A 20,433-nucleotide genomic window follows, 5' to 3' on the forward strand; every position below is an offset into this window, starting at 1 on the left:
GACCGCAGGCGGGGGAGCGGGCGCGGTCGGGGTCGCTGAGACGCGTGGGTACGGCGTCGGTGTGGGCCGGACGGACCCGCCGCGGCGGCCCGTCCCGAGCGACCCGTCCGGTACGGACCAGGCCGGCCCGTACCGGAGGCATCCGCGCGGCAGGCCCGTACCGGACCGGGCCAGGTCGTACCGAACCCACCCCCGCGGACCGGGTGTTCAGGACCGGGCGTCCGCGCCCCGCTTGTGCAGCAGGTCCACCATCAGGGCGACCTCCGACTCCTGCGCGGCGACCATGCCCGCCGCGAGGTCCCGCTCCGCACCGACCGTGCACAGCTCCACACAGCCCTTGGCCATGGAGATCCCGCCGTTGTGGTGGACGATCATCAGCTGGAGATACTCGATCTCCGCCTGCTTGCCCACGGCCTTGTCCAGCCGTTCCACATCCGCCTTGGTCGCCATGCCCGGCATCAGCGAGCCGTCCTCGGCCTGATGACCGGTCCCGCCGTGGCCGCCGTGGCCGCCCTTCGCGTCGCCCGCCATCCAGGCCATCGGCTCACGGTCCGCCGCGACCTTCGGCAGGCCCCACAGATCCAGCCAGCCCAGCATCATGCCGCGCTGGTTGGCCTGGGTGTTGGCGATGTCGTACGCCAGCCGGCGGACCTCCTCGTCCTGCGTACCGTCGCGCACGATGAACGACATCTCCACCGCCTGCTGGTGATGGACCGCCATGTCGCGCGCGAACCCGGCGTCCGCCGAATCCGCCGTCGGCGTCGCGGCCGTGGCGGAGTCACCACCACCACCCGCGGAGGCCACCGTGGCGGCCCCCGCGAACAGCAGCGCCAGGACGACCGCCACGACGGCCGCCCAGTGCGTACGGGTCATACGGATCACTTGCCACCCAGACCGTTGGTGCACGCGGCGCCCGGCTCGGGCGTCTGCGGGCCCTGCACGTACTTGGTGAAGAACTGGCTCACGCGCTTGTCGCTCGCGCTGTCCACGGTGACCTGCTTGCCCCACGCGGAGATCATGATGGCGCCCGCCTGGTCCTTGACCGGGCTCATCATCGTGTACGGCGTCTTCTTCACCTTGTCGGCGAGCTTGCTGACCTCACCGGCCGGGGCCTTGTCGTTGTACGTCACCCACACGGCGCCGTGCTCCAGCGAGTGCACCGCGTTCACGTCGGGGACGGGCTCCGTGTAGACGTCGCCGTTGCAGTTCATCCAGACCTGGTTGTGGTCACCGCCGACCGGCGGCTTCATGGGGTAGCTGACGGCCTTGGCGACATGGTTGCGCCCGAGCTTCTTGGCGTCCCAGGACTTCTCGCCGGTGACCGGCGCCTTCGCCTCGGCGACCTGCTGGTCCTTCTTCTCGGACTCCTTGTTGAGGACGAAGACGCCGAAGCCGACCAGACCGGCCACGACGACACCGCTGATGGCGATCGTGATGATGCGCCCGCGGCGCTCGCGCGCCTGCTCGGCGCGGCGCATCTCCTCTATCCGGGCCCGGCGGTCGTTGGTGCGGGAAGCCATGATGTGTCGTCCTTCGTCAATGAAGTGATCAGTGGGGGCGGGGGAGGTGCGGGACGACTCAGGTCCGCAGCACCTGAAGGACGTGCAGGCTCGGAGCGCGGGGCAGCGCGGTGGCATGGGGAGGCCGGGCCGTGCCGGCCGGGCGGTCCAGCCGCGGCAGCTGCTCCTCCGCGGCCTGCGGAGGGTCGAGCGGCGGAGCCGTGAGCACGGCGGGGCTGACCATGGGCAGCAGCCCGCAGGCACCGTCGTCGTACGGGCACGAGTACGCGGCCACCGTCGTGTCCGGCACCGCGGTGTGGTGGTCGGCCGACGCGCTCGGGCAGATGAAGAGCGCGCCGAGGAGCGTCGCCACGGCACTCAGCAGTGCCACGGGACGCATGGTGCGCGTGAGCCGAGGGCCCCCCATGGCCGCGATCGTAGCGAGCGGGGCGGCCCGCCGGAACGGGGGCTCCGTTCCCGGCCCTCGCGACCGGCCGCTTCCGGCCTTCGTGACCGGCCTCCGGAGCAGCCCTCCCACCCCGGTCGCGGCCCGCGGAACACGCCCGCCACAGGTGAGAGGGGACTCAGGGTCGTCTCCCGGTGTGCCCTGACCCACAATGGGCTCAGCCCGGGTTCGCAACCTGCCTGAAACCCATGGGTGGGATGCTCGCGGTAGCAGGCGGCTTGACCAGCAAGGATTGGGTTGACATGGATAAGCAGCAGGAATTCGTGCTCCGTACGCTCGAGGAGCGCGACATCCGCTTCGTGCGCCTGTGGTTCACCGACGTACTCGGCTTCCTGAAGTCGGTCGCGGTGGCCCCGGCCGAGCTGGAACAGGCCTTCGACGAAGGCATCGGCTTCGACGGCTCCGCCATCGAGGGCTTCGCGCGCGTCTACGAGTCCGACATGATCGCCAAGCCCGATCCGAGCACCTTCCAGATCCTGCCCTGGCGCGCAGAGGCCCCCGGGACCGCCCGGATGTTCTGCGACATCCTGATGCCCGACGGCTCCCCGTCCTTCGCGGACCCGCGCTTCGTCCTCAAGCGGATCCTCGCGCGCACCTCGGACCTGGGCTTCACGTTCTACACGCATCCCGAGATCGAGTTCTTCCTGCTGAAGGACAAGCCCCTCGACGGGACGCGCCCGGTGCCCGCGGACAACTCCGGCTACTTCGACCACACCCCCCAGAACGTCGGCATGGACTTCCGTCGGCAGGCGATCACCATGCTCGAATCCATGGGCATCTCGGTCGAGTTCAGCCACCACGAGGGCGCGCCGGGCCAGCAGGAGATCGACCTGCGGTACGCGGACGCGCTCTCCACGGCGGACAACATCATGACCTTCCGCCTGGTCATGAAGCAGGTCGCGCTGGAACAGGGCGTGCAGGCGACCTTCATGCCCAAGCCGTTCAGCGAATACCCGGGCTCGGGCATGCACACCCACCTCTCGCTCTTCGAGGGCGACCGGAACGCCTTCTACGAGTCGGGCGCCGAGTACCAGCTCTCCAAGGTCGGCCGGTCCTTCATCGCGGGCCTGCTCACGCACGCGGCCGAGATCTCGGCCGTCACCAACCAGTGGGTCAACTCCTACAAGCGCATCTGGGGCGGCTCGGCCCGCAGCGCGGGCGCGGGCGGCGAGGCCCCCTCGTACATCTGCTGGGGCCACAACAACCGCTCGGCCCTGATCCGGGTCCCGATGTACAAGCCGGGCAAGACGGGCTCGGCCCGCGTGGAGGTCCGCTCGATCGACTCCGGCGCGAACCCGTACCTGACGTACGCGGTGCTGCTGGCGGCGGGCCTGAAGGGCATCGAGGAGGGCTACGAACTCCCGGCCGGCGCGGACGACGACGTGTGGGCGCTCTCGGACGCGGAACGCCGCGCGATGGGCATCGAACCGCTGCCGCAGAACCTGGGCGAGGCGATCTCGCTGATGGAGCGCAGCGAACTGGTGGCGGAGACGCTGGGGGAGCATGTGTTCGACTTCTTCCTCCGCAACAAGAAGAGCGAGTGGGAGGAGTACCGCAGCGAGGTCACGGCCTTCGAGCTGCGGAAGAACCTGCCGGTGCTGTAGACGCGGGTCGGTTTCCCGTTCGTGAGTCGGCTCCGGGCCGGTGGCAGTACGCCACCGGCCCGGAGCCGTTCCGTGCCCCGCCCGGCCGGCGCCCACGGCCCTGTCGACCAGTGAGGAACATCCGTGCACACGACCATCAGCCCGTTCACGCTCGCGTACCGGAAGGAGAAGCCGCCCGCCGGGCGCAGGACGTCCTGCTGGCAGGGCACCTCGCCCGAGTTCGGCGAGATACGGGTCGTCCATCCGGCGGGCCCGGACCTGCCGAACGTGATCGTCACGGAGGCGCGCGGCGGTCTGATCCCCACGGCCGCCTTCGAGACGCGGGGCGTGCACACGGACGTCGTGGCGATGCCGACCCTGAACCGCGCGACGCTCCGGGTGGGCGACGGGCTCGTGCGGATGAGCCGGAACCGGTGGGCGCCGACGCACCGGGGGCGGTGCCTGCACATGAGGTATCTGGGTGACGCCTACCGGCTCACGGCGATCAACCGCCGGGCGTACACGCTGTCCCGGCGGGCCGACGCCGAGGACCCGGGTGTCGTCGTCACGGTGCGGCAGTCCGGCCTCGGGAACGGCAGGAAGGCCACCGTGCACGCGGCGGGCCGGGTGCTGCCCGCCGACGTCTCGCTCGCGGTGCTCTTCTGCGGAGTCGACCGGTCCGTCCTCACGCGGCGCGGTGCCGTACGGGCGGGGATCTCCAGGATCTTCCAGTTCTGGGCCGAGTCGCAGGCCTGAGCGGGCTCCGCCGGCAGCCCTTTCCTCCTCCCGGCGGGCGCTCCTCGGCGCACCGGATCCGGCGCCCGGGACCCCTCGCAGGCCGGCCTTCTCCGCCACCCGAATGGCCCCATCGCGCCGCCCCGTGAACACCCGTCGACGCTCCGTACCAGGAACGCCTGAACAGGGGCGACTTCAGCCCTCACCCGTACGGGCGACCCCTCGTGGGAGGCGCCGTGGCCCCATGGCGCCCTCCCCGCGGTGGAGTTGCAGCGGCGCTGGGCCCATGAGTCGGTAGGAGGCGTGTCCCAGCAGAGCTCACCCACCAGGAGGAGATATGGGCACTGTGCAGAACGGCCATTCGGCCGACAGGCTTTCCGTCGTCTTCGCCGTCCAGGTCACCGAGGGCTGCGAGGAAGGGTTTCTGGAGATGTACGACCAGATCCGGAAGTCCGTCGCCCGCACTCCCGGTCACATCATCGACCGTCTCGGAGAACCCGTGGAGGAGGGCTCCCGTCAGTGGGTCATCACCAGCGAGTGGGAGACCCCTGAGGCCTTCTTCGCCTGGCAGCAGAGCGACGAGCACCAGGAGATGGTGGCTCCGCTGCGCAAGTGGGTCGACTCGACCCAGTCGCTGCGCTTCCGCGTCGTCAAGGAGACCGCGGAGGTGAAGTCATGACGCCCACCCAAGGACCCGTCGCCGTGCTCGGACTCGGCACGATGGGCGCCGGCCTGGCCGGCCGCCTGCTCGACCAGGGCGTGCAGGTGCGGGTGTGGAACCGCACCCCCGAGCGCGCCGAACCGCTGACCAAGGCCGGTGCCGTCGCCGCGGCCCGGCCGATAGAAGCCGTCGAGGGCACGAGCGCGACCATATGCACCGTGGCCGACGGCGAGGCGCTCCGCGCGGTGCTGCGGGGACCCGACGGGGTCCTGGCCGGGGGGTCGTACCCCGGAGCCATCATCTGCGCGAGCACCGTCTCTCCGGACGAGGTCGTCCGCCTGGTGGGCGACGAGCCCTCCGTGCTGGACGTCGGCATGCTCGGCAACCGCGACCACGCCCGCAGCGGAGACCTGCGGCTGTTCGTCGGCGGTGAGGAGCGGGTCTTCACCGCCGGCCGGCCGCTGCTCGACATGCTGGGCAAGGAGGTCGTCCACCTCGGCGCGCTCGGCTCGGGCATGAGGATGAAGCTGCTCCTCAACCTGCTGATGGGCATCGAGGTCCAGGCGATGGCCGAGGCCGCCGAACTGGCCGCCGTCTGCGGACTCGACCGGAAGCAGGTCCTCGCGACCATCGCGGGCAGCGGTTTCGCCTCGCCGGTCATGGCCTTCAAGTCCAAGCGCCTGGCAGCCGGGCGTTACGACAAGCCGGACTTCCGGCTGCGTCTGATGGCCAAGGACCTCGTGCTCGCCACGGAGCAGGCCGCGGCTGCCGGGCTGCACCTGCCGCTCACCGCCGCTGCCGCGGAGACCCACCTCCGCGCCACCGAGCAGGGCCTCGGCGACGAGGACTGCGCCGCGGTGACCCGCGCGATCGTGCCCGACACGGGAGTGGGCGCATGATCATCGATATCCACGGGCACCTGTCCCCGCCCGAAGCGGCACAGCGCTTCCCGATGCCCCCCGCCCTGACCGACGTCGACGGCATGCTCGCCGCCCGCGCCGAGGCCGGGATCGACCTCACCATCATCGGCAGCCCCGTCGGGGCGGGCGCGATGGCACGGGTCCCGGGCGTCGACAACTACGCCCAGCCGCGGGACCGGCTGCGCAGCTTCCACGCCTGGATGTCGGGCCTGATCGCCTCGTTCCCGGACCAGCTGCGCGGCTACGTGTACGCCAATCCGTTCGGCGACGACGACCATCTGGAGGGCGTCAGGGAGACGTTGGCGGACCCCGCCTTCGTCGGTCTGATCACCACCTCCAGCGTCCACGGCGAGCTGCTCGGCTCGCCCCGGGCCGACTCCTTCTTCGCGCTGGCCGCGGAGGCGGGGGTGCCGGTCCTGGTGCACGCCCCGGCCGAACCCGTCGGCACGGAGCACGTCCAGAACATGGGCTTCGTCGAGCAGATCGGCCGCTTCGGCGACCTGACCGTGGGCATGGCGATGCTGGCGTTCGCCGGGTGGCTGGAGAAGTACCCGGATCTGCGGCTCATCGGTGCCACCGGCGGCGGTGCGATGGCGCTGCTGGCCGATCGTCTGCAGACGGCGGCGCGGCCCCGGCACTGGGGTCCGCCCGCCGGGGCCCCGGGCGGAAAGCCGGGAGCGGCCGGCGCACCGCCCATGGAGCCCGCCCTCGCGCCCGCCGCCGACCCGGGCGCGGCCCTCCAGCGGATGTACGTCGACACCAGTCCTCTCAGCGCGGCGCACCTGAGCCTCAACGCGGAGGTCCTGGGGCCCGAACGGATGTTGTTCGGCACCGACTCGCCGCCGATGGCGATGCCGCTGACGGAGTGGGTCCGCATGATCGAGAAGCTGCCGGTCGACAAAGCGGCCCAGCAGCGCATCCTCGGCGGCAACGCCGAGGCCCTCTTCGACCTCAGGAGTCGTCCGTGACCACCACGCAAGACCCCGCCGCCGCAGCCGAGCGGTGTACTCCCGAGTTCCGGCGGAACCCGCACCCCGTCTATGAACACCTGCGGGACAACCAGCCCGTCTGTCCGATGAAGCCGCCGCACGGCATCGACACGTACCTCATCACGCGGTACGAGGACGCACGGGCCGCTCTGTCGGACCCGCGGCTGAGCAAGGACATGTACGGCGCCATGGACGCGTACCGGAGAATCTTCGGCGACTCGTCGGTGGCGCTGGACGACCACATGCTCAACGCCGACGCGCCCAAGCACACCCGGCTGCGCAAGCTGGTCAACTCGGGGTTCACCCCCCGTCGTGTGGAGGCGCTGCGGCCGAAGATCCAGGGCATCACCGACATGCTGCTGGACGCGTGCCCGAAGCGGGAGGCGTTCGACCTGCTCCCCGCCTTCGCGTTCCCGCTGCCCATCACGGTGATCTGCGAACTTCTCGGTGTACCGGAGGACGAGCGGTCGGACGTCCAGACCTGGTCCACGACGGTGGCCCAGACCGGCTTCAGCGAGGAGTCCAAGCGCGCTCAGCAGCAGGCGGAGGAGAGCCTCCACCACTACTTCTCGGACCTCATCGCGCGCAAGCGCAGCCACCCGGAGGAGGACCTGCTCAGCGCGCTCACCGAGGCGCGGGACAAGGACGGCGGCCTCACCGAGAACGAGCTCGTCTCGACGGCTTTCCTGCTGATGTTCGCGGGTCACAAGACGACCGCGTACCTCATCGGCAACGCGGTCCAGCACCTTCTCTCGCACCCCGCACAGCTGCGCGCCGTGCAGGACAACCCGGAGCTGATGGGCCGGGCGGTGGAGGAAGTGCTGCGCTACGACGGCTCGGTGGAGAGCGCGACGTTCCGCTTCGCGACCGAGGACGTGGAGATGTCCGGGACGCGGATCCCGAAGGGGTCGCTCGTGCAGATCGCGATCACCTCGGCCAACCGCGATCCGCGGAAGTTCGACTCCCCGGACGAGTTCGACGTGTCCCGGCCCGACAACGCGCAGAACGCCCACATCGGGTTCGGCAACGGCAGTCACTACTGCCTCGGAGCGCCGCTGGCCCGGATGGAGACGCAGATCGCCCTCACGAGCCTGCTCGGCCGCTTCCCGCGGCTGGCCTTCGCCGACCCGGCGCAGGAGCCGGCCTGGCTCCAGGTCCCGTTTCCGGCGTTCCGCGGCCTCTCGGCACTGCCGGTCGTGCTGGAGCCGTAGCGGTCACCACGGCGCCGCCGTCCGCTGTCCCGGCCCACGGGCCGCTTCAGGACAGCGGACGGCGGCGTTCGCTGCGATCGGGTGACGCGTCGGGCCTTGCCGGTGCGCTCCACAGGAGCACACTGGCCGTATGGCCCTCCCCAGAACGCATCACTGTCAGGCATGCTCGGACACCGCTGCGCAGGAACCGGTCCTGCACGAGGACCTCGTCGTCGGCGCGCCGCTGTCGATGGAGGATCTCACCGACGAACAGCGCCTCGACCGCTTCGCACTCAAATACGCCCACGACGGCTGCCGCGTCACGGAAGTGCGCCGCGTCCCGCACGACAACCTGAGCGGCTACGCCTGGTCGGTGCGCTTCACGGCGGATTCCTGACCGACCCTGACCGGCCCTTTCTGTTCGTGAGCCGCGAGTTCGTGCCGGTCGCCGAGGAAGGCGCGGCCGCAGCCGGGCGGCAGCAGCCGCGCCACCAGCGCGACTGCTGCTTCCGCGGTGCCGGCCTCTCCGACGGTCTGCGACCGCGACGGACCGGCCACGAGGAAGCCGCCGCCCTTTCGCGGGGTGATGTAGGGGACGTCCCACGTCGGCGGATGCTCGGTGCAGCGGCTGAAGTGCAGCTCCCACATGCCGGTCCAGGGGAACAGCTGCCGGAGTCGGGGCTGCGCGTAGGCGGCCCGTACCAGCGCCGGGTCCACGTCGTCGCCGGCCAGCAGGTCCTGCCACGCCGCCTCGACGACGGGGCTGGGTCGGCGATCGTCGCTCACGCCGCTCCCGTCTTCGCCAGGATCTCCATGTAGTGGACGTTCGTCATCACACCCAGCACATTGCCGAACGGGTCCACGACCGTCGCCGTCACGAAACCCGGGCCGTGGACCCGCAGCGGCTGGTACTCCTTCGCACCGAGCGCGAGGAGCCGGTCGACCGTCGCCTCCAGGTCGTCGACCGCCCAGTGGGCGATGGCTCCGCCCGGGGTGGCCGCCGCTCCCGGCGGGGCGTAGGACGCGTCGACGATGCCCAGTTCGTGCTGGTAGTCGCCGATGCGGAATTCGATGTATCCGGGGCGCTCGAAGTACGGCTCGATGCCGAGCAGATCCGTGTACCAGGCCTTGGCCGCGGCCAGGTCGTCGGCCCAGAAGTTGATGGTGGCGAGTCCTCGGAGCATGGTCGTCGTCCCTTCGTCCCTGCGGTTTCCCTGACGGAACGATAGGCGCCCACTAGGCCAGATCCTGTCCTAGTGGGCGGCCCTGTCGGGATGCGAACCCGGCGGTGTGCGGTGACCCTGGAAGAGCGGGGGGCAACGCGGCGAAAGGGATGTCCCATGTCCGTGATGGACAAGCTCAAGCACATGCTCAAGGGCCACGAGGACCAGGCCGGCAAGGGTGTGGACAAGACCGGTGACATGGTCGATGGCAAGACCCAGGGCAAATACAGCGGTCACGTCGACACGGCGCAGGACCGGATGAAGGACCAGCTCCGCTCCGACCGCGACCAGGGCGGCCCGCCTCAGACCTGACCGCAGGCCGGTCTCTCTCCACGCCTCTCACGCCACTCACGGCCGGACGGCCCGGGCGCCCAGCGCCGGAGCCGTCCGGCCGTCGGCATGAAGAGCCGGCAAGGGACGAAAGGGGTCGGTAGGTCAGGGCGCGGGCGCGAAGGCCCGGTGCTCAGCGCTCCGAGAGCGGGGCCGGAGCCTCCTGGACCACCCAGCCGTTGCCGTCCGGGTCCTTGAAGAACATGAAGGCGTTCCATGTGTCCCCGCGGCCCTCCTCCCACGAGCCGCTCGCGCCGACGTGCTGCACGTTGCTCACCTCGACGCCCCGCTCGAGCAGTTCCGCGTGCGCCTGGTAGATGTCGGTGACGCACAGCTGGAGTCCCTGGACCGAGCCGGGCGCCATGTCGTGCTGGCCCGGGGCCGGCGGGAGGCCGCTGGAGAGGGCGATCGAGCAGCGGGAGCCGGGCGGGGTCAGCTGGACGATCCGCATGCCCGGGCCGATCTCGGTGTCGGTGTCGACCGCGAATCCGCAGGTGTCCTCGTAGAAGCCCCGTGACCGGTCCAGGTCCGCGACCGGGAGGATGACGACTTCGAGTGTCCATTCCATCGGGGTGCCGTTCCCTTCACTGGGTGAACTGCCACCGCGTCTGGCTGTAGGGGCTCTTGGCGAACCCGAAGGCCGTACGCGGCTCCACACGGAAGACCAGGGCTGTCCCGCCGTCGCCCACGAAGGCGCCGTCACGGACCTCGAAGGTCCAGTCCGCACCGTACTTCTCGACATACGCACCGGCGAGCGCACGCAGCCGCGCCTCGTCGCTCACGGTCGCCGCGGTGCCCTCCAGCACCAGGTCGTAGCCCTCGTTCAGGGCGTTCGCGCCGGTGGTGAGGACCACTTCCTGATTCTCCCGGAGGTTCTTGGCCTTGCGCTCGTCGGGACCGGTGCAGAAGTGCAGTCCGCCGTCGTGCCACACCGCGATCAGCGGGGTGACGTGCGGGCGGCCGTCCGGGCGTACGGTCGACAGCCAGAACACCTCCGCGGTCCTCAGGTGGTCGACGGCCTCCGACCAGTCCGAGGCGGTGGCCTTCTCCTCGCTGTAGCGGGCGTCGAGTTCGGTCACGGGGCTCTTCGCGGCCATGGCACGGTCCTCTCGGGTCGGATGCGCGTCGGGTCCTGGGGGCTCCCACAGTGATGACTGCGAGCCTCGCCCGTATTCATCGGTGGGGCGCGTCGGTGGGTGGACAGACCCTCGAGGGGTCCCCCGCGGCCCCCGGCGGCTACGCTCGAATCCGGACCTTGATCGGATGCTCGACAGCTCGTACGCACGACAGGAGACCGCGGGATGACGGTGCCGGGGCGCAGAAGCAGTACGTTCACCCGACTGCTGCGGCACGGCTTCACCGACCCGGGGGAGGCCGAGCGGTTCCTCGAACTCCCCGACATGGCATCCGTACGGACCGACCCGGTGCTCCTGGAAGCGCTCGGCGCCGTCGCCGACCCCGACCTGGCGCTGCGCAGCCTCGTACGGCTGGTGGAGGGACAGGAACCGTCCGACCGCAGCGTCCTGCTCGACACCCTGGTCAGCGCGAAGCCGCTGCGCGACCGGCTGCTCGGCGTTCTGGGTGCCTCCGAGGCGCTCGGCGACCACCTGGCCCGGCACCCGGGCGACTGGCGGGCGCTGGCCACGTACGAGTCGGCGGACCTGCACCCGGGTGTCGAGGAGTTCGAGCGGTGTCTCGCCGACGCGGCCGACCCGGTGACGCTGCGGATCGCCTACCGGCGCTGTCTGCTGTCCATCGCGGCCCGTGATGTGTGCGGGACGACCGATGTCGCGCAGACCGCCGCCGAACTGGCCGACCTCGCCACCGCCACCCTGCGCGCCGCGCTCGCCATCGCCCGCAGCGCCGCCCCCGCCGACGCGGCCCAGTGCCGCCTCGCCGTCATCGCGATGGGCAAGTGCGGGGGCCACGAGCTCAATTACGTCTCCGACGTGGACGTGATCTTCGTGGGGGAGCCTGCCGACGGCGCCGACGAGAGCAAGGCGATGCAGGCCGCGACCCGGCTGGCCTCCCACCTCATGCGGATCTGCTCCGAGACCAACGTCGAGGGCACGATCTGGCCGGTGGACGCCAATCTGCGGCCCGAGGGCCGCAACGGGCCGCTGGTGCGGACGCTGTCCAGCCATCTCGCGTACTACCAGCGCTGGGCCAAGACCTGGGAGTTCCAGGCGCTGCTCAAGGCCCGGCCCGTCGCCGGTGACCCGTCCCTCGGTGAGGACTACATCGAGGCCGTCTCGCCGCTGGTGTGGCAGGCCGCGGAGCGGGAGAACTTCGTCCCCGACGTGCAGAAGATGCGCCGCCGGGTGGTCGACAACATCCCGGTGGCCGAGGTGGAGCGCGAGCTCAAGCTCGGCCCCGGCGGACTGCGGGACGTCGAGTTCGCCGTGCAGTTGCTCCAGTTGGTGCACGGGCGCAGCGACGCCACCCTGCACAGCGGCAGCACCCTGGAGGCCCTTCAGGCGCTGGCGGCGGGCGGATACGTCGGCCGGGTGGACGCGGCACAGCTCGACGAGGCGTACCGCTTCCTGCGTGCCATGGAGCACCGGATCCAGCTGTACCGGCTGCGGCGTACGCACCTGGTGCCCGAGCAGGAGGCCGATCTGCGGCGCCTCGGACGCTCGCTGGGGATGCGTACCGACCCGGTCGCCGAGCTCAACAAGGAATGGCGGCGGCACGCGTCGGTCGTGCGCCGGCTGCACGAGAAGATCTTCTACCGGCCCCTGCTCGACGCCGTCGCCCAGCTCACCCCCGGCGAGACCCGGCTCAGCCCGAAGGCGGCGGGACAGCGGCTGGAGGCGCTCGGCTACGGGGACCCGGCCGCAGCGCTCCGCCATCTGGAGGCCCTCGCCTCCGGGGTCACCCGCAAGGCGGCGATCCAGCGGACCCTGCTGCCCGTCCTGCTGGGCTGGTTCGCCGACTCCGCCGACCCGGACGCGGGGCTGCTGGGCTTCCGCAAGGTGTCCGACGCGCTCGGAAAGACGCCCTGGTACCTGCGGCTGCTGCGGGACGAGGGGGCGGCGGCGGAGAATCTGGCGCGCGTGCTCTCCGCCGGGCGTCTCGCGCCCGACCTGCTGCTGCGGGCGCCGGAGGCGGTCGCCATCCTCGGTGACCCGGAGGGTCTGAAGCCGCGCGGCCGGGACCACCTGGAACAGGAGATCCTGGCGGCCGTCGGGCGCGCCGACACCGCGGAGGGCGCCGTCGCCGCGGCCCGCGGGGTGCGCCGGCGGGAGCTGTTCCGCACCACGTCCGCCGACCTCATCGGCTCGTACGGCACCGAGGAGAGCCCCGCCGAGACGGACACGGGCGCGCTGGTCGACCAGATCGGGGGCGCCGTCACCGACCTGAACGCGGCGACGATCGCGGGCGCGCTCCGGGCGGCCGTACGACAGCAGTGGGGCGACGAACTGCCGACCCGGTTCGCGGTCATCGGCATGGGGCGCTTCGGCGGGCACGAGATGAGTTACGGCTCGGACGCGGATGTGCTCCTCGTGCACGAACCGCGCGAGGGCGTGGACGAGCAGGAGGCCGCCCGGGCCGCGAACGCCGTGGTCCTGGAGATCCGGCGGCTGCTTCAACTTCCCACGTCGGACCCGCCGTTGCTCATCGACGCGGATCTGCGTCCGGAGGGCAAGAGCGGGCCGATGGTCCGCACGCTCCGCTCCTACGAGGCGTACTACCGCCGGTGGGCCCTCGTGTGGGAGAGCCAGGCGCTGCTGCGGGCCGAACCGATGGCGGGGGACCGGGAGCTCGGCGCCCGCTTCATCGAGCTGGTCGACCCGCTGCGCTATCCGGCGGAGGGCCTCGGGGACGACGCGGTCCGCGAGATCCGCAGGCTGAAGGCGCGGATGGAGTCCGAACGGCTGCCGAGGGGCGCGGACCCCACACTGCACACGAAACTCGGGCGCGGCGGTCTGAGCGATGTCGAATGGACGGTTCAGCTGTTGCAGATGCAGCACGGCTGGGCGGAACCGGGACTGCGGACGACCCGCACCCGCGAGGCACTGGCCGCGGCGCACGCGGCGGGCCTGATCGGCACGGAGGACGCGCAGATCCTCGACGAGGCCTGGGTCCTCGCGGCCCGCGTCCGCAACGCCGTGATGCTGGTCCGCGGCCGCGCCGGCGACACGTTCCCCTCGGAGAGCCGCGAGCTGGCGGCCGTCGGACGGTACCTGGGGTACGGACCGGGGCACGTGGGCGACATGCTCGACGACTACCGGAGGATCACTCGACGGGCGCGGGCGGTCGTGGAGGTGCTGTTCTACGGCGCGTGAGCGGTCCCGGCGGCCCCAGGTGCGGCTGCGTGCAGCCGAAGGCCCGCGTGCGTCTGCGGAGGGGGGCCCGCCGAGCCGGGAGCGGCCGGATCAGGCCCGGGCGGGGAGCAGGCGCTTCCTGCTCCCGCTCTCCGGCAGGCGGGGCAGCCGGTGCGGCGCAGCGCCGAACCAGACGTACGAGAGCGCGAAGCCGAAGGCCAGGCAGATCATGCCGCCGACCGCGTCCAGCCAGAAGTGGTTCGCCGTCGCGACGATGACGACCAGCGTCGCCGTCGGGTACAGCAGGCCCAGGATGCGTGCCCAGGGGGCGGTCGCCACCGCGCAGATGATGAGGCCGCACCACAGCGACCAGCCGATGTGCATCGACGGCATCGCCGCGTACTGGTTCGACATGTTCTTCAGGTTGCCCGAGGCCATCGAGCCCCAGGTGTGGTGGACGAGCACGGTGTCCACGAAGTCCTGGTTGCTCATCAGCCGAGGGGGTGCGAGCGGATACAGGTAGTAACCGACCAGGGCCACACCCGTCGTCGCGAACAGGGCGAGCCGGGCGGCCGCGTACCGTCCCGGATGCCACCGGTACAGCCACACCAGTACGCCGATCGTCACGATGAAGTGCAGCGTCGCGTAGTAGTAGTTCATCGAGACGATCAGCCATGTCACCGAGTTCACCGCATGGTTGACGGACTGCTCGACCGCTATGCCGAGTGTCTGCTCGACGCGCCAGATCCAGTCGGCGTTGTGCAGCGCCTGCGTCTTCTGCTCCGGCACGGCATTGCGGATCAGCGAGTACGTCCAGTAACTGACCGCGATCAGCAGGACTTCGAACCAGATCCGGGGCCGGCGCGGCGACCGGAGAGTCTGCAGTCGGGTACGCCGGACATGCGGCGTTTCGGCTACCTCGTCCGTCATGGGTGACGGAGTGGCCGTCCGGCCTTCCAAACTCTTCACGGTCGTTTCACCCATGGGACGAGAGTCTGCCAGATGCGCGCCCACCGACCGATCATCCCCCGGTCTGGTTCCCCTCGCACCCGGTCCGACTCAGGGAGGAGTCAGCCCCGGACAGCGGCTCCGGGGCCCGACGCCGTCGACCCGCGAACCACCAGCTCAGGCATGAAGATGAACTCGCTGTGCGGGGCGGGGGTGCCCCCGATCTCCTCCAGCAGGGTCCGGACGGCGGCCTGTCCCATGGCCTGCACGGGCTGCCGGATCGTGGTCAGCGGCGGATCCGTGAACGCTATGAGCGGGGAGTCGTCGAAACCCACCACCGAGACGTCGCGCGGCACCTCCAGGCCCAGCCCGCGGGCGGCCCTGATCGCGCCGAGCGCCATCATGTCGCTCGCGCACACCACGGCGGTGCACCCCTCCCCGATCAGGGCGCCGGCCGCCGCCTGACCGCCTTCGAGGGTGTAGAGGGAGTGCTGGATGAGCTCTTCCGATTCCTCGGGGGCGAGTCCGAGCTGGATTTCCATGGCCTGCTGGAAACCCTCGATCTTCCGCAGCACGGGAACGAACCGCTTCGGGCCGACCGCCAGGCCGATCCGGGTGTGGCCGAGCGAGGCGAGGTGGGTCACGGCCAGATGCATCGCCGCCCGGTCGTCGGGCGAGACGAAGGGCGCTTTCACCTTGGGGGAGAAGCCGCCCAGGAGGACATAGGGCACGCCCTGTCCGCGCAGCTGGTCGTAGCGCTGCATGTCCGCGGTGGTGTCCGCGTGCAGTCCCGAGACGAAGATGATGCCGGACACGCCCCGGTCCACCAGCATTTCGGTGAGTTCGTCCTCGGTGGAGCCGCCCGGTGTCTGGGTGGCCAGGACGGGGGTGTACCCCTGCCGGGTCAGTGCCTGGCCGATGACCTGGGCGAGAGCCGGGAAGATCGGGTTGTCGAGCTCCGGGGTTATCAGACCGACCAGTCCGGCGCTGCGGTGGCGCAGACGCACCGGGCGTTCGTATCCGAGCACGTCGAGCGCGGCGAGTACGGATTCGCGGGTGGCTGCGGCCACACCGGGCTTGCCGTTGAGCACGCGGCTGACTGTGGCTTCGCTGACCCCCGCCTGGGCTGCGATGTCGGCAAGCCGTGCGGTCACAGGATTGGACTGTACCGGGCGCACGTCAGATTGCCCACCACGCACAGGAATCAGCCGGAATACGGGCTGTGTCGCCCGGCTGGTCCATGGCATCGGAGGAGATCAGCAGCCGTCCCGGCGTGGGGAGTTCGACCGTCGACGCGGTGGTGTTGAGGGTGCAGACCAGGCCGTTTCGAGCCAGTACGAGCAGTCCGTCCGGCCCCGGCAGCCACCGCATCGGGCCGCCCGGCAGCTGACGGCGCAGGGCGAGGGCCGAGCGGTACAGCTCCAGCGTCGAGAGCGGGTCGCCGGTCTGGGCCGCCACCGAGAGTGCGCCCCATTCGGCGGGCTGCGGAAGCCAGCTGCCGCCCTCGCCGAAGCCGTACGACGGGCCCTTCGCGGTCCACGGGATCGGCACCCGGCAGCCGTCGCGGAAACCGTCCTGCCCGGCCGCCCGGAAGAACGCGGGGTCCTGGCGCACCTCGCTCGGCAGGTCGGTGACCTCGGGGAGTCCGAGCTCCTCGCCCTGGTAGATGTACGTCGAGCCGGGCAGCGCGAGCATCAGCAGCGCCGCCGCGCGGGCGCGGCGCAGTCCCTGTGCGCCGCCGCCGTAGCGGGTGGGGTGGCGGACCACGTCGTGGTTGGAGAGCACCCAGGTGGTGGGCGCTCCGACCGATGCGGTGGCGGCCAGCGACTCGTCGATCACGCTGCGCATCGCCGCCGGCTCCCACGGGCACCGCAGGAACTGGAAGTTGAAGGCCTGGTGCAGCTCGTCGGGCCGTACGTACAGCGCCAGCCGTTCCGCGCTGGGTGCCCAGGCCTCGGCGACCCCGATCCGCTCGCCCGGGTAGGAGTCGAGCAGTCTGCGCCAGCCGCGGTGGATCTCGTGGACCCCGTCCTGGTCGAAGAAGGGCAGTGTCTGGGAACCGATCAGGCTGGCCTGTTCCCCGTGGCCGATGTCCGGCATCCCGGCGGCCTTGACCATGCCGTGCGCGACGTCGATGCGGAAGCCGTCCACACCGAGGTCCAGCCAGAAGCGCAGGACGGAGTCGAACTCCTCGTGCACCTCCTGGTCGTCCCAGTTGAGGTCGGGCTGCTCGGGTGCGAAGAGGTGCAGGTACCAGGCGCCGTCGGGGGTGCGGGTCCAGGCGGGTCCGCCGAAGACGGATTCCCAGTCGTTCGGCGGCAGCTCGCCGTGCGCGCCCCTGCCGGGCCGGAAGTGGTAGCGCCGGCGGGCGCCCTCCGGGTCCGGGTCCGCGAGCGCGGCCAGGAACCACGGGTGCTGGTCCGATGTGTGGTTCGGGACGACGTCCACGATCACCCGCAGGCCCAGCTCGTGGGCGGTGCGCACCAGGTCGTCGGCGTCGGCGAGATCCCCGAAGAGCGGGTCGACGGCCCGGTAGTCGGCGACGTCGTAGCCGCCGTCGGCCTGGGGGGAGGCATAGAAGGGGGTGAGCCATACGGCGTCGACGCCCAGCTCGGCCAGGTGCGGCAGGCGCTGCGTGGCGCCGCGCAGATCGCCGATGCCGTCGCCGTCGCTGTCGGCGAAGGAGCGGACGTACACCTGGTAGATGACGGCATCGCGCCACCAGTCGCGGCCCTCGCTGGAAGAGCTTGCAAGGCTCTGTCCCTCGGCGGCCGTGGGCGCGGGGAGGCCGACGGCGGGAGCGAGTTCGTGGGTCATGAGTGGGTCCCTCTCGTACGGTCCGGAGGCGGGGGGACGTACAACCAACGAGGTCAACGTGGGTGCGGGCGCTTGGTGACGGTGCTCGGGAATCAAAATATCAGCTCTGCAAGATCTTGCGGAAGTGATTGCGGGGGCGCACGGAAGCGGTCGGAGGAGCCACCGTCAAGCGATACAACGGCAACTCTCCGGACACGTGGATGTAACGATCCTCCGCCCTTGCAGAAAATTGCCGCAAGGTCTTTCCGCTTCCTTTCATCCTTGTTACGTTCCTGCCGAACCCGGCGCCGCGAGGGAGCGGTCGGCGGGAGGCCCCCGGCCTCCGCCATCTCGGGCATCTCTGAAGGAGTTCACATGCGGCGTGGCATAGCGGCCACCGCGCTGGTAGCGGCACTGGCACTGGCAGCGACGGCGTGCGGCGGGGACGACAGCGGTGACGAGGCCGGCGGCCCGGTCACCCTGACCTGGTGGGACACGTCCAACGCGACGAACGAGGCGCCGACGTACAAGGCGATGATCGCCGAGTTCGAGAAGGCCAACAAGGACATCAAGGTCAAGTACGTCAACGTCCCGTTCGACCAGGCGCAGAACAAGTTCCAGACCGCGGCCGGCAGCAAGGGCGCGCCGGACATCGTCCGCGCCGAGGTCGGCTGGACCGCCGCCTGGGCCAAGTCGCAGTTCCTCGCCCCCCTCGACGGGACCGACGCCCTCAAGAACACCGAGGACATCACTCCCTCGCTCCTCAAGCAGGCCCAGTACGAGGGCAAGACCTACGGCGCCCCCTTCGTCACCGACTCCCTCGGCCTGATGTGGAACAAGGAGATCCTGAAGAAGGCCGGCTACGACAAGGCGCCCGCCACCTGGGACGAGGTCAAGGCCGTCGCCAAGGCGGTCAAGGAGAAGGCCAAGGTCGACGGCTTCACGCTGCGCGCCGACGCCTACTTCGAGCTGCCCTTCCTCTTCGGCGAGGGCACCGACATGGTCGACGCCGAGGCGAAGAAGATCACCGTCAACTCCCCCGAGGCCGTCAAGGCCGTGGACGCGAGCAAGGACCTCCTCAAGGCCCCGGGTGTCTCCAAGCTCGACGTGACCGCCGACTCGTACGCCCACATGATGGACGCGTTCAACACCGGCAAGGTCGCGATGATCCTCCAGGGTCCCTGGGAGCTCACGAACATCTACAAGGGCGCCGCGTTCAAGGACAAGGCGAACCTCGGCATCTCCGGCGTCCCGGCCGGCGCCACCGGCAAGGCCGGCGCCCCGACCGGCGGCCACAACCTCTCCGTGTACGCCGGCTCCGACAAGGCGCACCAGGCCGCGGCCCAGAAGTTCGTCGGCTTCATGACCTCGGGCGAGACCCAGGCCAAGATCGCGCTGAAGAACGGCACGCTGCCGACCCGTACCTCCGCCTACACCGCCGAGGTCAAGGCCACCCCGGGCATCACCGAGTTCCAGGCGATCCTCGCCGGCTCCGCCCGCCCGCGTCCCGAACTGCCCGAGTACAGCTCGCTCTTCGCCGACCTGGGCACCAACCTCACCGCGATCCTCCAGGGCAAGGTGAGCACGCAGAAGGGTCTCGACACCACCGCCGAGTCCTACAAGAAGCTGCTCAAGGACTTCTCCTAAGGCCGTCGGCCGTCCGGGACCGGCCCCGACAGGGGCGGGACCGGACGGCCGCCCGTCGTGGTGCGGCCCGGAACCGGGCCGTGCCACCACGCCGTACACCCTGCTGAGAATCTGTCGTAAAGGTGTCGAAGATGACCGTCGCCGTCGAGGGCGGAAGCGATAAGACCCGGCGTGGCGCTGGGCAGCGTCCCGGGCCGATGAGCCGTATCAGGCAGTCGTACAACCGGAACTGGTACGCCTGGGCCATGGTCGCCCCCGTGGTGGCGGTCATCGGCGTCCTGGTGCTCTACCCCCTGGCCCGCGGCATCTATCTGTCGCTGACCGACGCCAACAGCCAGAACGTCGGCCGGACCATCGGCGTCAACGAGATCCCCGACAGCTTCTCGTGGGTGGGCCTCGACAACTACACGGAGATCCTCTCCGGCGGCGACCACCAGTTCTGGCCCCACTTCACCTGGACGATCGTCTGGACCGTCGTCTGTGTGGCCCTGCACTACGGCATCGGCATGGGGCTCGCGCTGATGCTGAACCGCAAGCTCCGCGGCCGCACCTTCTACCGGATGGTCCTCATCCTGCCGTGGGCCGTGCCCACCTTCGTCACCGTCTTCGCCTGGCGGCTGATCCTCGCCGACGACGGCGGCGTCCTCAACATGGTGCTGGAATGGGCGCATCTGCCCACCCCGGCCTGGCTGAGCGAGCCGTTCTGGCAGAAGACCGCCGCCATCATGGTCAACACCTGGGTCGGCGTCCCCTTCATGATGGTCTCGCTGCTCGGCGGTCTTCAGTCGATCCCGCCCGAGCTCTACGAGGCCGCCGAGGTCGACGGAGCCACCCCCTGGCAGCGCTTCCGCTTCGTGACGCTCCCGGGTCTGCGCTCGGTCAGCAGCACGGTCGTCCTGCTCGGAGTGATCTGGACCTTCAACCAGTTCGTGGTCATCTTCCTGCTGTTCGGCAACAACTCGGGCACCGACGCCCAGATCCTCGTCACCTGGGCGTACCGCCTCGGCTTCGGGCAGGAGCCGCGCGACTACGCGGGCTCCGCCGCCTACGGCGTCATCATCCTGTCGATGCTCATCGTCTTCGCCTCCTTCTACCGGCGCTGGCTGGCCCGCAACGAGAAGGCCGTCTGACGGTCCGTACACGGCCAACGGGCCATCAGAAGCAGTCCTGACGAAAGA

At 70.4% G+C, this 20,433-nt stretch carries 21 protein-coding genes; 11 read left to right on the forward strand and 10 right to left on the reverse strand.

Annotated features, from left to right (window positions below):
- Nucleotides 1–207: 207 nt before the first annotated feature.
- The 3 genes from RPQ07_RS26480 to RPQ07_RS26490 are packed head-to-tail and all read right to left on the reverse strand — an operon-like array spanning nucleotide 208 to nucleotide 1,899.
- Nucleotides 208–873 (reverse strand): DUF305 domain-containing protein, encoded by a 666-nt coding sequence (locus RPQ07_RS26480; RefSeq protein ID WP_313946695.1) that lies wholly within the window; start codon nucleotides 871–873, stop codon nucleotides 208–210.
- A 5-nt stretch (nucleotides 874–878) separates the two neighbouring features.
- Nucleotides 879–1,520 carry a DUF3105 domain-containing protein gene (locus RPQ07_RS26485; protein WP_313946696.1) on the reverse strand — a complete coding sequence of 214 codons (642 nt, stop codon included), beginning with the start codon at nucleotides 1,518–1,520 and terminating at the stop codon, nucleotides 879–881.
- Between the two features lie 58 nt (nucleotides 1,521–1,578).
- Nucleotides 1,579–1,899, reverse strand: a complete 321-nt coding sequence (locus RPQ07_RS26490; RefSeq protein WP_313949033.1) for a hypothetical protein — start codon at nucleotides 1,897–1,899, stop codon at nucleotides 1,579–1,581.
- A 308-nt stretch (nucleotides 1,900–2,207) separates the two neighbouring features.
- Between RPQ07_RS26490 and glnA the strand changes: the two genes are divergently transcribed.
- The 7 genes from glnA to RPQ07_RS26525 all read left to right on the forward strand — a co-directional run bounded on the left by glnA (nucleotide 2,208) and on the right by RPQ07_RS26525 (nucleotide 8,440).
- A complete protein-coding gene (glnA, locus tag RPQ07_RS26495; RefSeq protein ID WP_313946697.1) occupies nucleotides 2,208–3,569 on the forward strand; it encodes a type I glutamate--ammonia ligase in 1,362 nt (453 codons plus the stop codon).
- Between the two features lie 123 nt (nucleotides 3,570–3,692).
- Complete coding sequence (locus RPQ07_RS26500; protein ID WP_313946698.1) at nucleotides 3,693–4,304, forward strand: hypothetical protein; 612 nt, start codon at nucleotides 3,693–3,695, stop codon at nucleotides 4,302–4,304.
- A 316-nt stretch (nucleotides 4,305–4,620) separates the two neighbouring features.
- A complete protein-coding gene (locus RPQ07_RS26505; RefSeq protein WP_313946699.1) occupies nucleotides 4,621–4,962 on the forward strand; it encodes an antibiotic biosynthesis monooxygenase family protein in 342 nt (113 codons plus the stop codon).
- Complete coding sequence (locus RPQ07_RS26510; RefSeq protein WP_313946700.1) at nucleotides 4,959–5,843, forward strand: NAD(P)-dependent oxidoreductase; 885 nt, start codon at nucleotides 4,959–4,961, stop codon at nucleotides 5,841–5,843. Before RPQ07_RS26505 ends, RPQ07_RS26510 begins: the two co-directional genes overlap by 4 nt.
- Nucleotides 5,840–6,832, forward strand: a complete 993-nt coding sequence (locus RPQ07_RS26515; protein ID WP_313946701.1) for an amidohydrolase family protein — start codon at nucleotides 5,840–5,842, stop codon at nucleotides 6,830–6,832. The genes RPQ07_RS26510 and RPQ07_RS26515 overlap by 4 nt, the downstream gene beginning before the upstream one ends.
- Nucleotides 6,829–8,064, forward strand: a complete 1,236-nt coding sequence (locus RPQ07_RS26520) for a cytochrome P450 (protein ID WP_313946702.1) — start codon at nucleotides 6,829–6,831, stop codon at nucleotides 8,062–8,064. Before RPQ07_RS26515 ends, RPQ07_RS26520 begins: the two co-directional genes overlap by 4 nt.
- Nucleotides 8,065–8,194: 130 nt before the next feature.
- Nucleotides 8,195–8,440: a hypothetical protein gene (locus RPQ07_RS26525; protein WP_313946703.1), complete on the forward strand. Its 246-nt coding sequence runs from the start codon at nucleotides 8,195–8,197 to the stop codon at nucleotides 8,438–8,440.
- Here RPQ07_RS26525 and RPQ07_RS26530 read toward each other — a convergent pair.
- Nucleotides 8,404–8,829: a DUF6193 family natural product biosynthesis protein gene (locus tag RPQ07_RS26530; RefSeq protein WP_313946704.1), complete on the reverse strand. Its 426-nt coding sequence runs from the start codon at nucleotides 8,827–8,829 to the stop codon at nucleotides 8,404–8,406. The genes RPQ07_RS26525 and RPQ07_RS26530 overlap by 37 nt on opposite strands.
- Nucleotides 8,826–9,227 carry a VOC family protein gene (locus RPQ07_RS26535; protein WP_313946705.1) on the reverse strand — a complete coding sequence of 134 codons (402 nt, stop codon included), beginning with the start codon at nucleotides 9,225–9,227 and terminating at the stop codon, nucleotides 8,826–8,828. The genes RPQ07_RS26530 and RPQ07_RS26535 overlap by 4 nt, the downstream gene beginning before the upstream one ends.
- A gap of 156 nt (nucleotides 9,228–9,383) precedes the next feature.
- Between RPQ07_RS26535 and RPQ07_RS26540 the strand changes: the two genes are divergently transcribed.
- On the forward strand, nucleotides 9,384–9,578 hold the full coding sequence (locus RPQ07_RS26540) for an antitoxin (RefSeq protein WP_313946706.1): 195 nt from the start codon (nucleotides 9,384–9,386) through the stop codon (nucleotides 9,576–9,578).
- Nucleotides 9,579–9,729: 151 nt separating this feature from the next.
- Here RPQ07_RS26540 and RPQ07_RS26545 read toward each other — a convergent pair whose 3' ends face one another.
- Both RPQ07_RS26545 and RPQ07_RS26550 read right to left on the reverse strand, forming a co-directional pair.
- Complete coding sequence (locus RPQ07_RS26545; RefSeq protein ID WP_313946707.1) at nucleotides 9,730–10,164, reverse strand: VOC family protein; 435 nt, start codon at nucleotides 10,162–10,164, stop codon at nucleotides 9,730–9,732.
- 16 nt (nucleotides 10,165–10,180) lie between these two features.
- Complete coding sequence (locus RPQ07_RS26550) at nucleotides 10,181–10,693, reverse strand: pyridoxamine 5'-phosphate oxidase family protein (protein WP_313946708.1); 513 nt, start codon at nucleotides 10,691–10,693, stop codon at nucleotides 10,181–10,183.
- 204 nt (nucleotides 10,694–10,897) lie between these two features.
- Here RPQ07_RS26550 and RPQ07_RS26555 point away from each other — a divergent pair, with 204 nt between their 5' ends.
- On the forward strand, nucleotides 10,898–13,885 hold the full coding sequence (locus tag RPQ07_RS26555; RefSeq protein WP_313946709.1) for a bifunctional [glutamine synthetase] adenylyltransferase/[glutamine synthetase]-adenylyl-L-tyrosine phosphorylase: 2,988 nt from the start codon (nucleotides 10,898–10,900) through the stop codon (nucleotides 13,883–13,885).
- A 90-nt stretch (nucleotides 13,886–13,975) separates the two neighbouring features.
- On the opposite strand, the gene RPQ07_RS26560 is transcribed toward RPQ07_RS26555, so the two are convergent.
- The 3 genes from RPQ07_RS26560 to RPQ07_RS26570 all read right to left on the reverse strand — a co-directional run bounded on the left by RPQ07_RS26560 (nucleotide 13,976) and on the right by RPQ07_RS26570 (nucleotide 17,629).
- Nucleotides 13,976–14,848 (reverse strand): phosphatase PAP2 family protein, encoded by an 873-nt coding sequence (locus tag RPQ07_RS26560; protein ID WP_313946710.1) that lies wholly within the window; start codon nucleotides 14,846–14,848, stop codon nucleotides 13,976–13,978.
- An 86-nt stretch (nucleotides 14,849–14,934) separates the two neighbouring features.
- Nucleotides 14,935–15,966, reverse strand: coding sequence for a LacI family DNA-binding transcriptional regulator (locus RPQ07_RS26565; protein WP_313946711.1), 1,032 nt, complete (start codon nucleotides 15,964–15,966; stop codon nucleotides 14,935–14,937).
- A gap of 25 nt (nucleotides 15,967–15,991) precedes the next feature.
- A complete protein-coding gene (locus RPQ07_RS26570) occupies nucleotides 15,992–17,629 on the reverse strand; it encodes a glycoside hydrolase family 13 protein (RefSeq protein WP_313946712.1) in 1,638 nt (545 codons plus the stop codon).
- Nucleotides 17,630–17,983: 354 nt separating this feature from the next.
- Here RPQ07_RS26570 and RPQ07_RS26575 point away from each other — a divergent pair, with 354 nt between their 5' ends.
- Both RPQ07_RS26575 and RPQ07_RS26580 read left to right on the forward strand, forming a co-directional pair.
- On the forward strand, nucleotides 17,984–19,255 hold the full coding sequence (locus RPQ07_RS26575; RefSeq protein WP_313946713.1) for an extracellular solute-binding protein: 1,272 nt from the start codon (nucleotides 17,984–17,986) through the stop codon (nucleotides 19,253–19,255).
- A 131-nt stretch (nucleotides 19,256–19,386) separates the two neighbouring features.
- The gene (locus RPQ07_RS26580; RefSeq protein ID WP_313946714.1) at nucleotides 19,387–20,385 is read left to right on the forward strand and encodes a sugar ABC transporter permease; all 999 of its coding nucleotides are present in this window, start codon (nucleotides 19,387–19,389) and stop codon (nucleotides 20,383–20,385) included.
- The last annotated feature ends 48 nt before the right edge of the window (nucleotides 20,386–20,433 follow it).

The sequence above is a fragment of the Streptomyces sp. AM8-1-1 genome (genome assembly GCF_032229325.1).
Taxonomy (GTDB): domain Bacteria; phylum Actinomycetota; class Actinomycetes; order Streptomycetales; family Streptomycetaceae; genus Streptomyces; species Streptomyces achmelvichensis.

What these genes read in the sequence shown, in the direction of transcription:
- RPQ07_RS26575 (WP_313946713.1), top strand. Translation starts at nt 17,984, where the DNA reads ATGCGGCGTGGCATAGCGGCCACCGCGCTGGTAGCGGCACTGGCACTG.
- RPQ07_RS26505 (WP_313946699.1), top strand. Translation starts at nt 4,621, where the DNA reads ATGGGCACTGTGCAGAACGGCCATTCGGCCGACAGGCTTTCCGTCGTC.
- RPQ07_RS26555 (WP_313946709.1), top strand. Translation starts at nt 10,898, where the DNA reads ATGACGGTGCCGGGGCGCAGAAGCAGTACGTTCACCCGACTGCTGCGG.
- RPQ07_RS26560 (WP_313946710.1), bottom strand. Translation starts at nt 14,848, where the DNA reads ATGGGTGAAACGACCGTGAAGAGTTTGGAAGGCCGGACGGCCACTCCG.
- RPQ07_RS26570 (WP_313946712.1), bottom strand. Translation starts at nt 17,629, where the DNA reads ATGACCCACGAACTCGCTCCCGCCGTCGGCCTCCCCGCGCCCACGGCC.
- RPQ07_RS26515 (WP_313946701.1), top strand. Translation starts at nt 5,840, where the DNA reads ATGATCATCGATATCCACGGGCACCTGTCCCCGCCCGAAGCGGCACAG.
- RPQ07_RS26480 (WP_313946695.1), bottom strand. Translation starts at nt 873, where the DNA reads ATGACCCGTACGCACTGGGCGGCCGTCGTGGCGGTCGTCCTGGCGCTG.
- RPQ07_RS26535 (WP_313946705.1), bottom strand. Translation starts at nt 9,227, where the DNA reads ATGCTCCGAGGACTCGCCACCATCAACTTCTGGGCCGACGACCTGGCC.
- RPQ07_RS26545 (WP_313946707.1), bottom strand. Translation starts at nt 10,164, where the DNA reads ATGGAATGGACACTCGAAGTCGTCATCCTCCCGGTCGCGGACCTGGAC.
- RPQ07_RS26510 (WP_313946700.1), top strand. Translation starts at nt 4,959, where the DNA reads ATGACGCCCACCCAAGGACCCGTCGCCGTGCTCGGACTCGGCACGATG.
- RPQ07_RS26580 (WP_313946714.1), top strand. Translation starts at nt 19,387, where the DNA reads ATGACCGTCGCCGTCGAGGGCGGAAGCGATAAGACCCGGCGTGGCGCT.
- RPQ07_RS26490 (WP_313949033.1), bottom strand. Translation starts at nt 1,899, where the DNA reads ATGCGTCCCGTGGCACTGCTGAGTGCCGTGGCGACGCTCCTCGGCGCG.
- RPQ07_RS26540 (WP_313946706.1), top strand. Translation starts at nt 9,384, where the DNA reads ATGTCCGTGATGGACAAGCTCAAGCACATGCTCAAGGGCCACGAGGAC.
- RPQ07_RS26550 (WP_313946708.1), bottom strand. Translation starts at nt 10,693, where the DNA reads ATGGCCGCGAAGAGCCCCGTGACCGAACTCGACGCCCGCTACAGCGAG.
- RPQ07_RS26485 (WP_313946696.1), bottom strand. Translation starts at nt 1,520, where the DNA reads ATGGCTTCCCGCACCAACGACCGCCGGGCCCGGATAGAGGAGATGCGC.
- glnA (WP_313946697.1), top strand. Translation starts at nt 2,208, where the DNA reads ATGGATAAGCAGCAGGAATTCGTGCTCCGTACGCTCGAGGAGCGCGAC.
- RPQ07_RS26525 (WP_313946703.1), top strand. Translation starts at nt 8,195, where the DNA reads ATGGCCCTCCCCAGAACGCATCACTGTCAGGCATGCTCGGACACCGCT.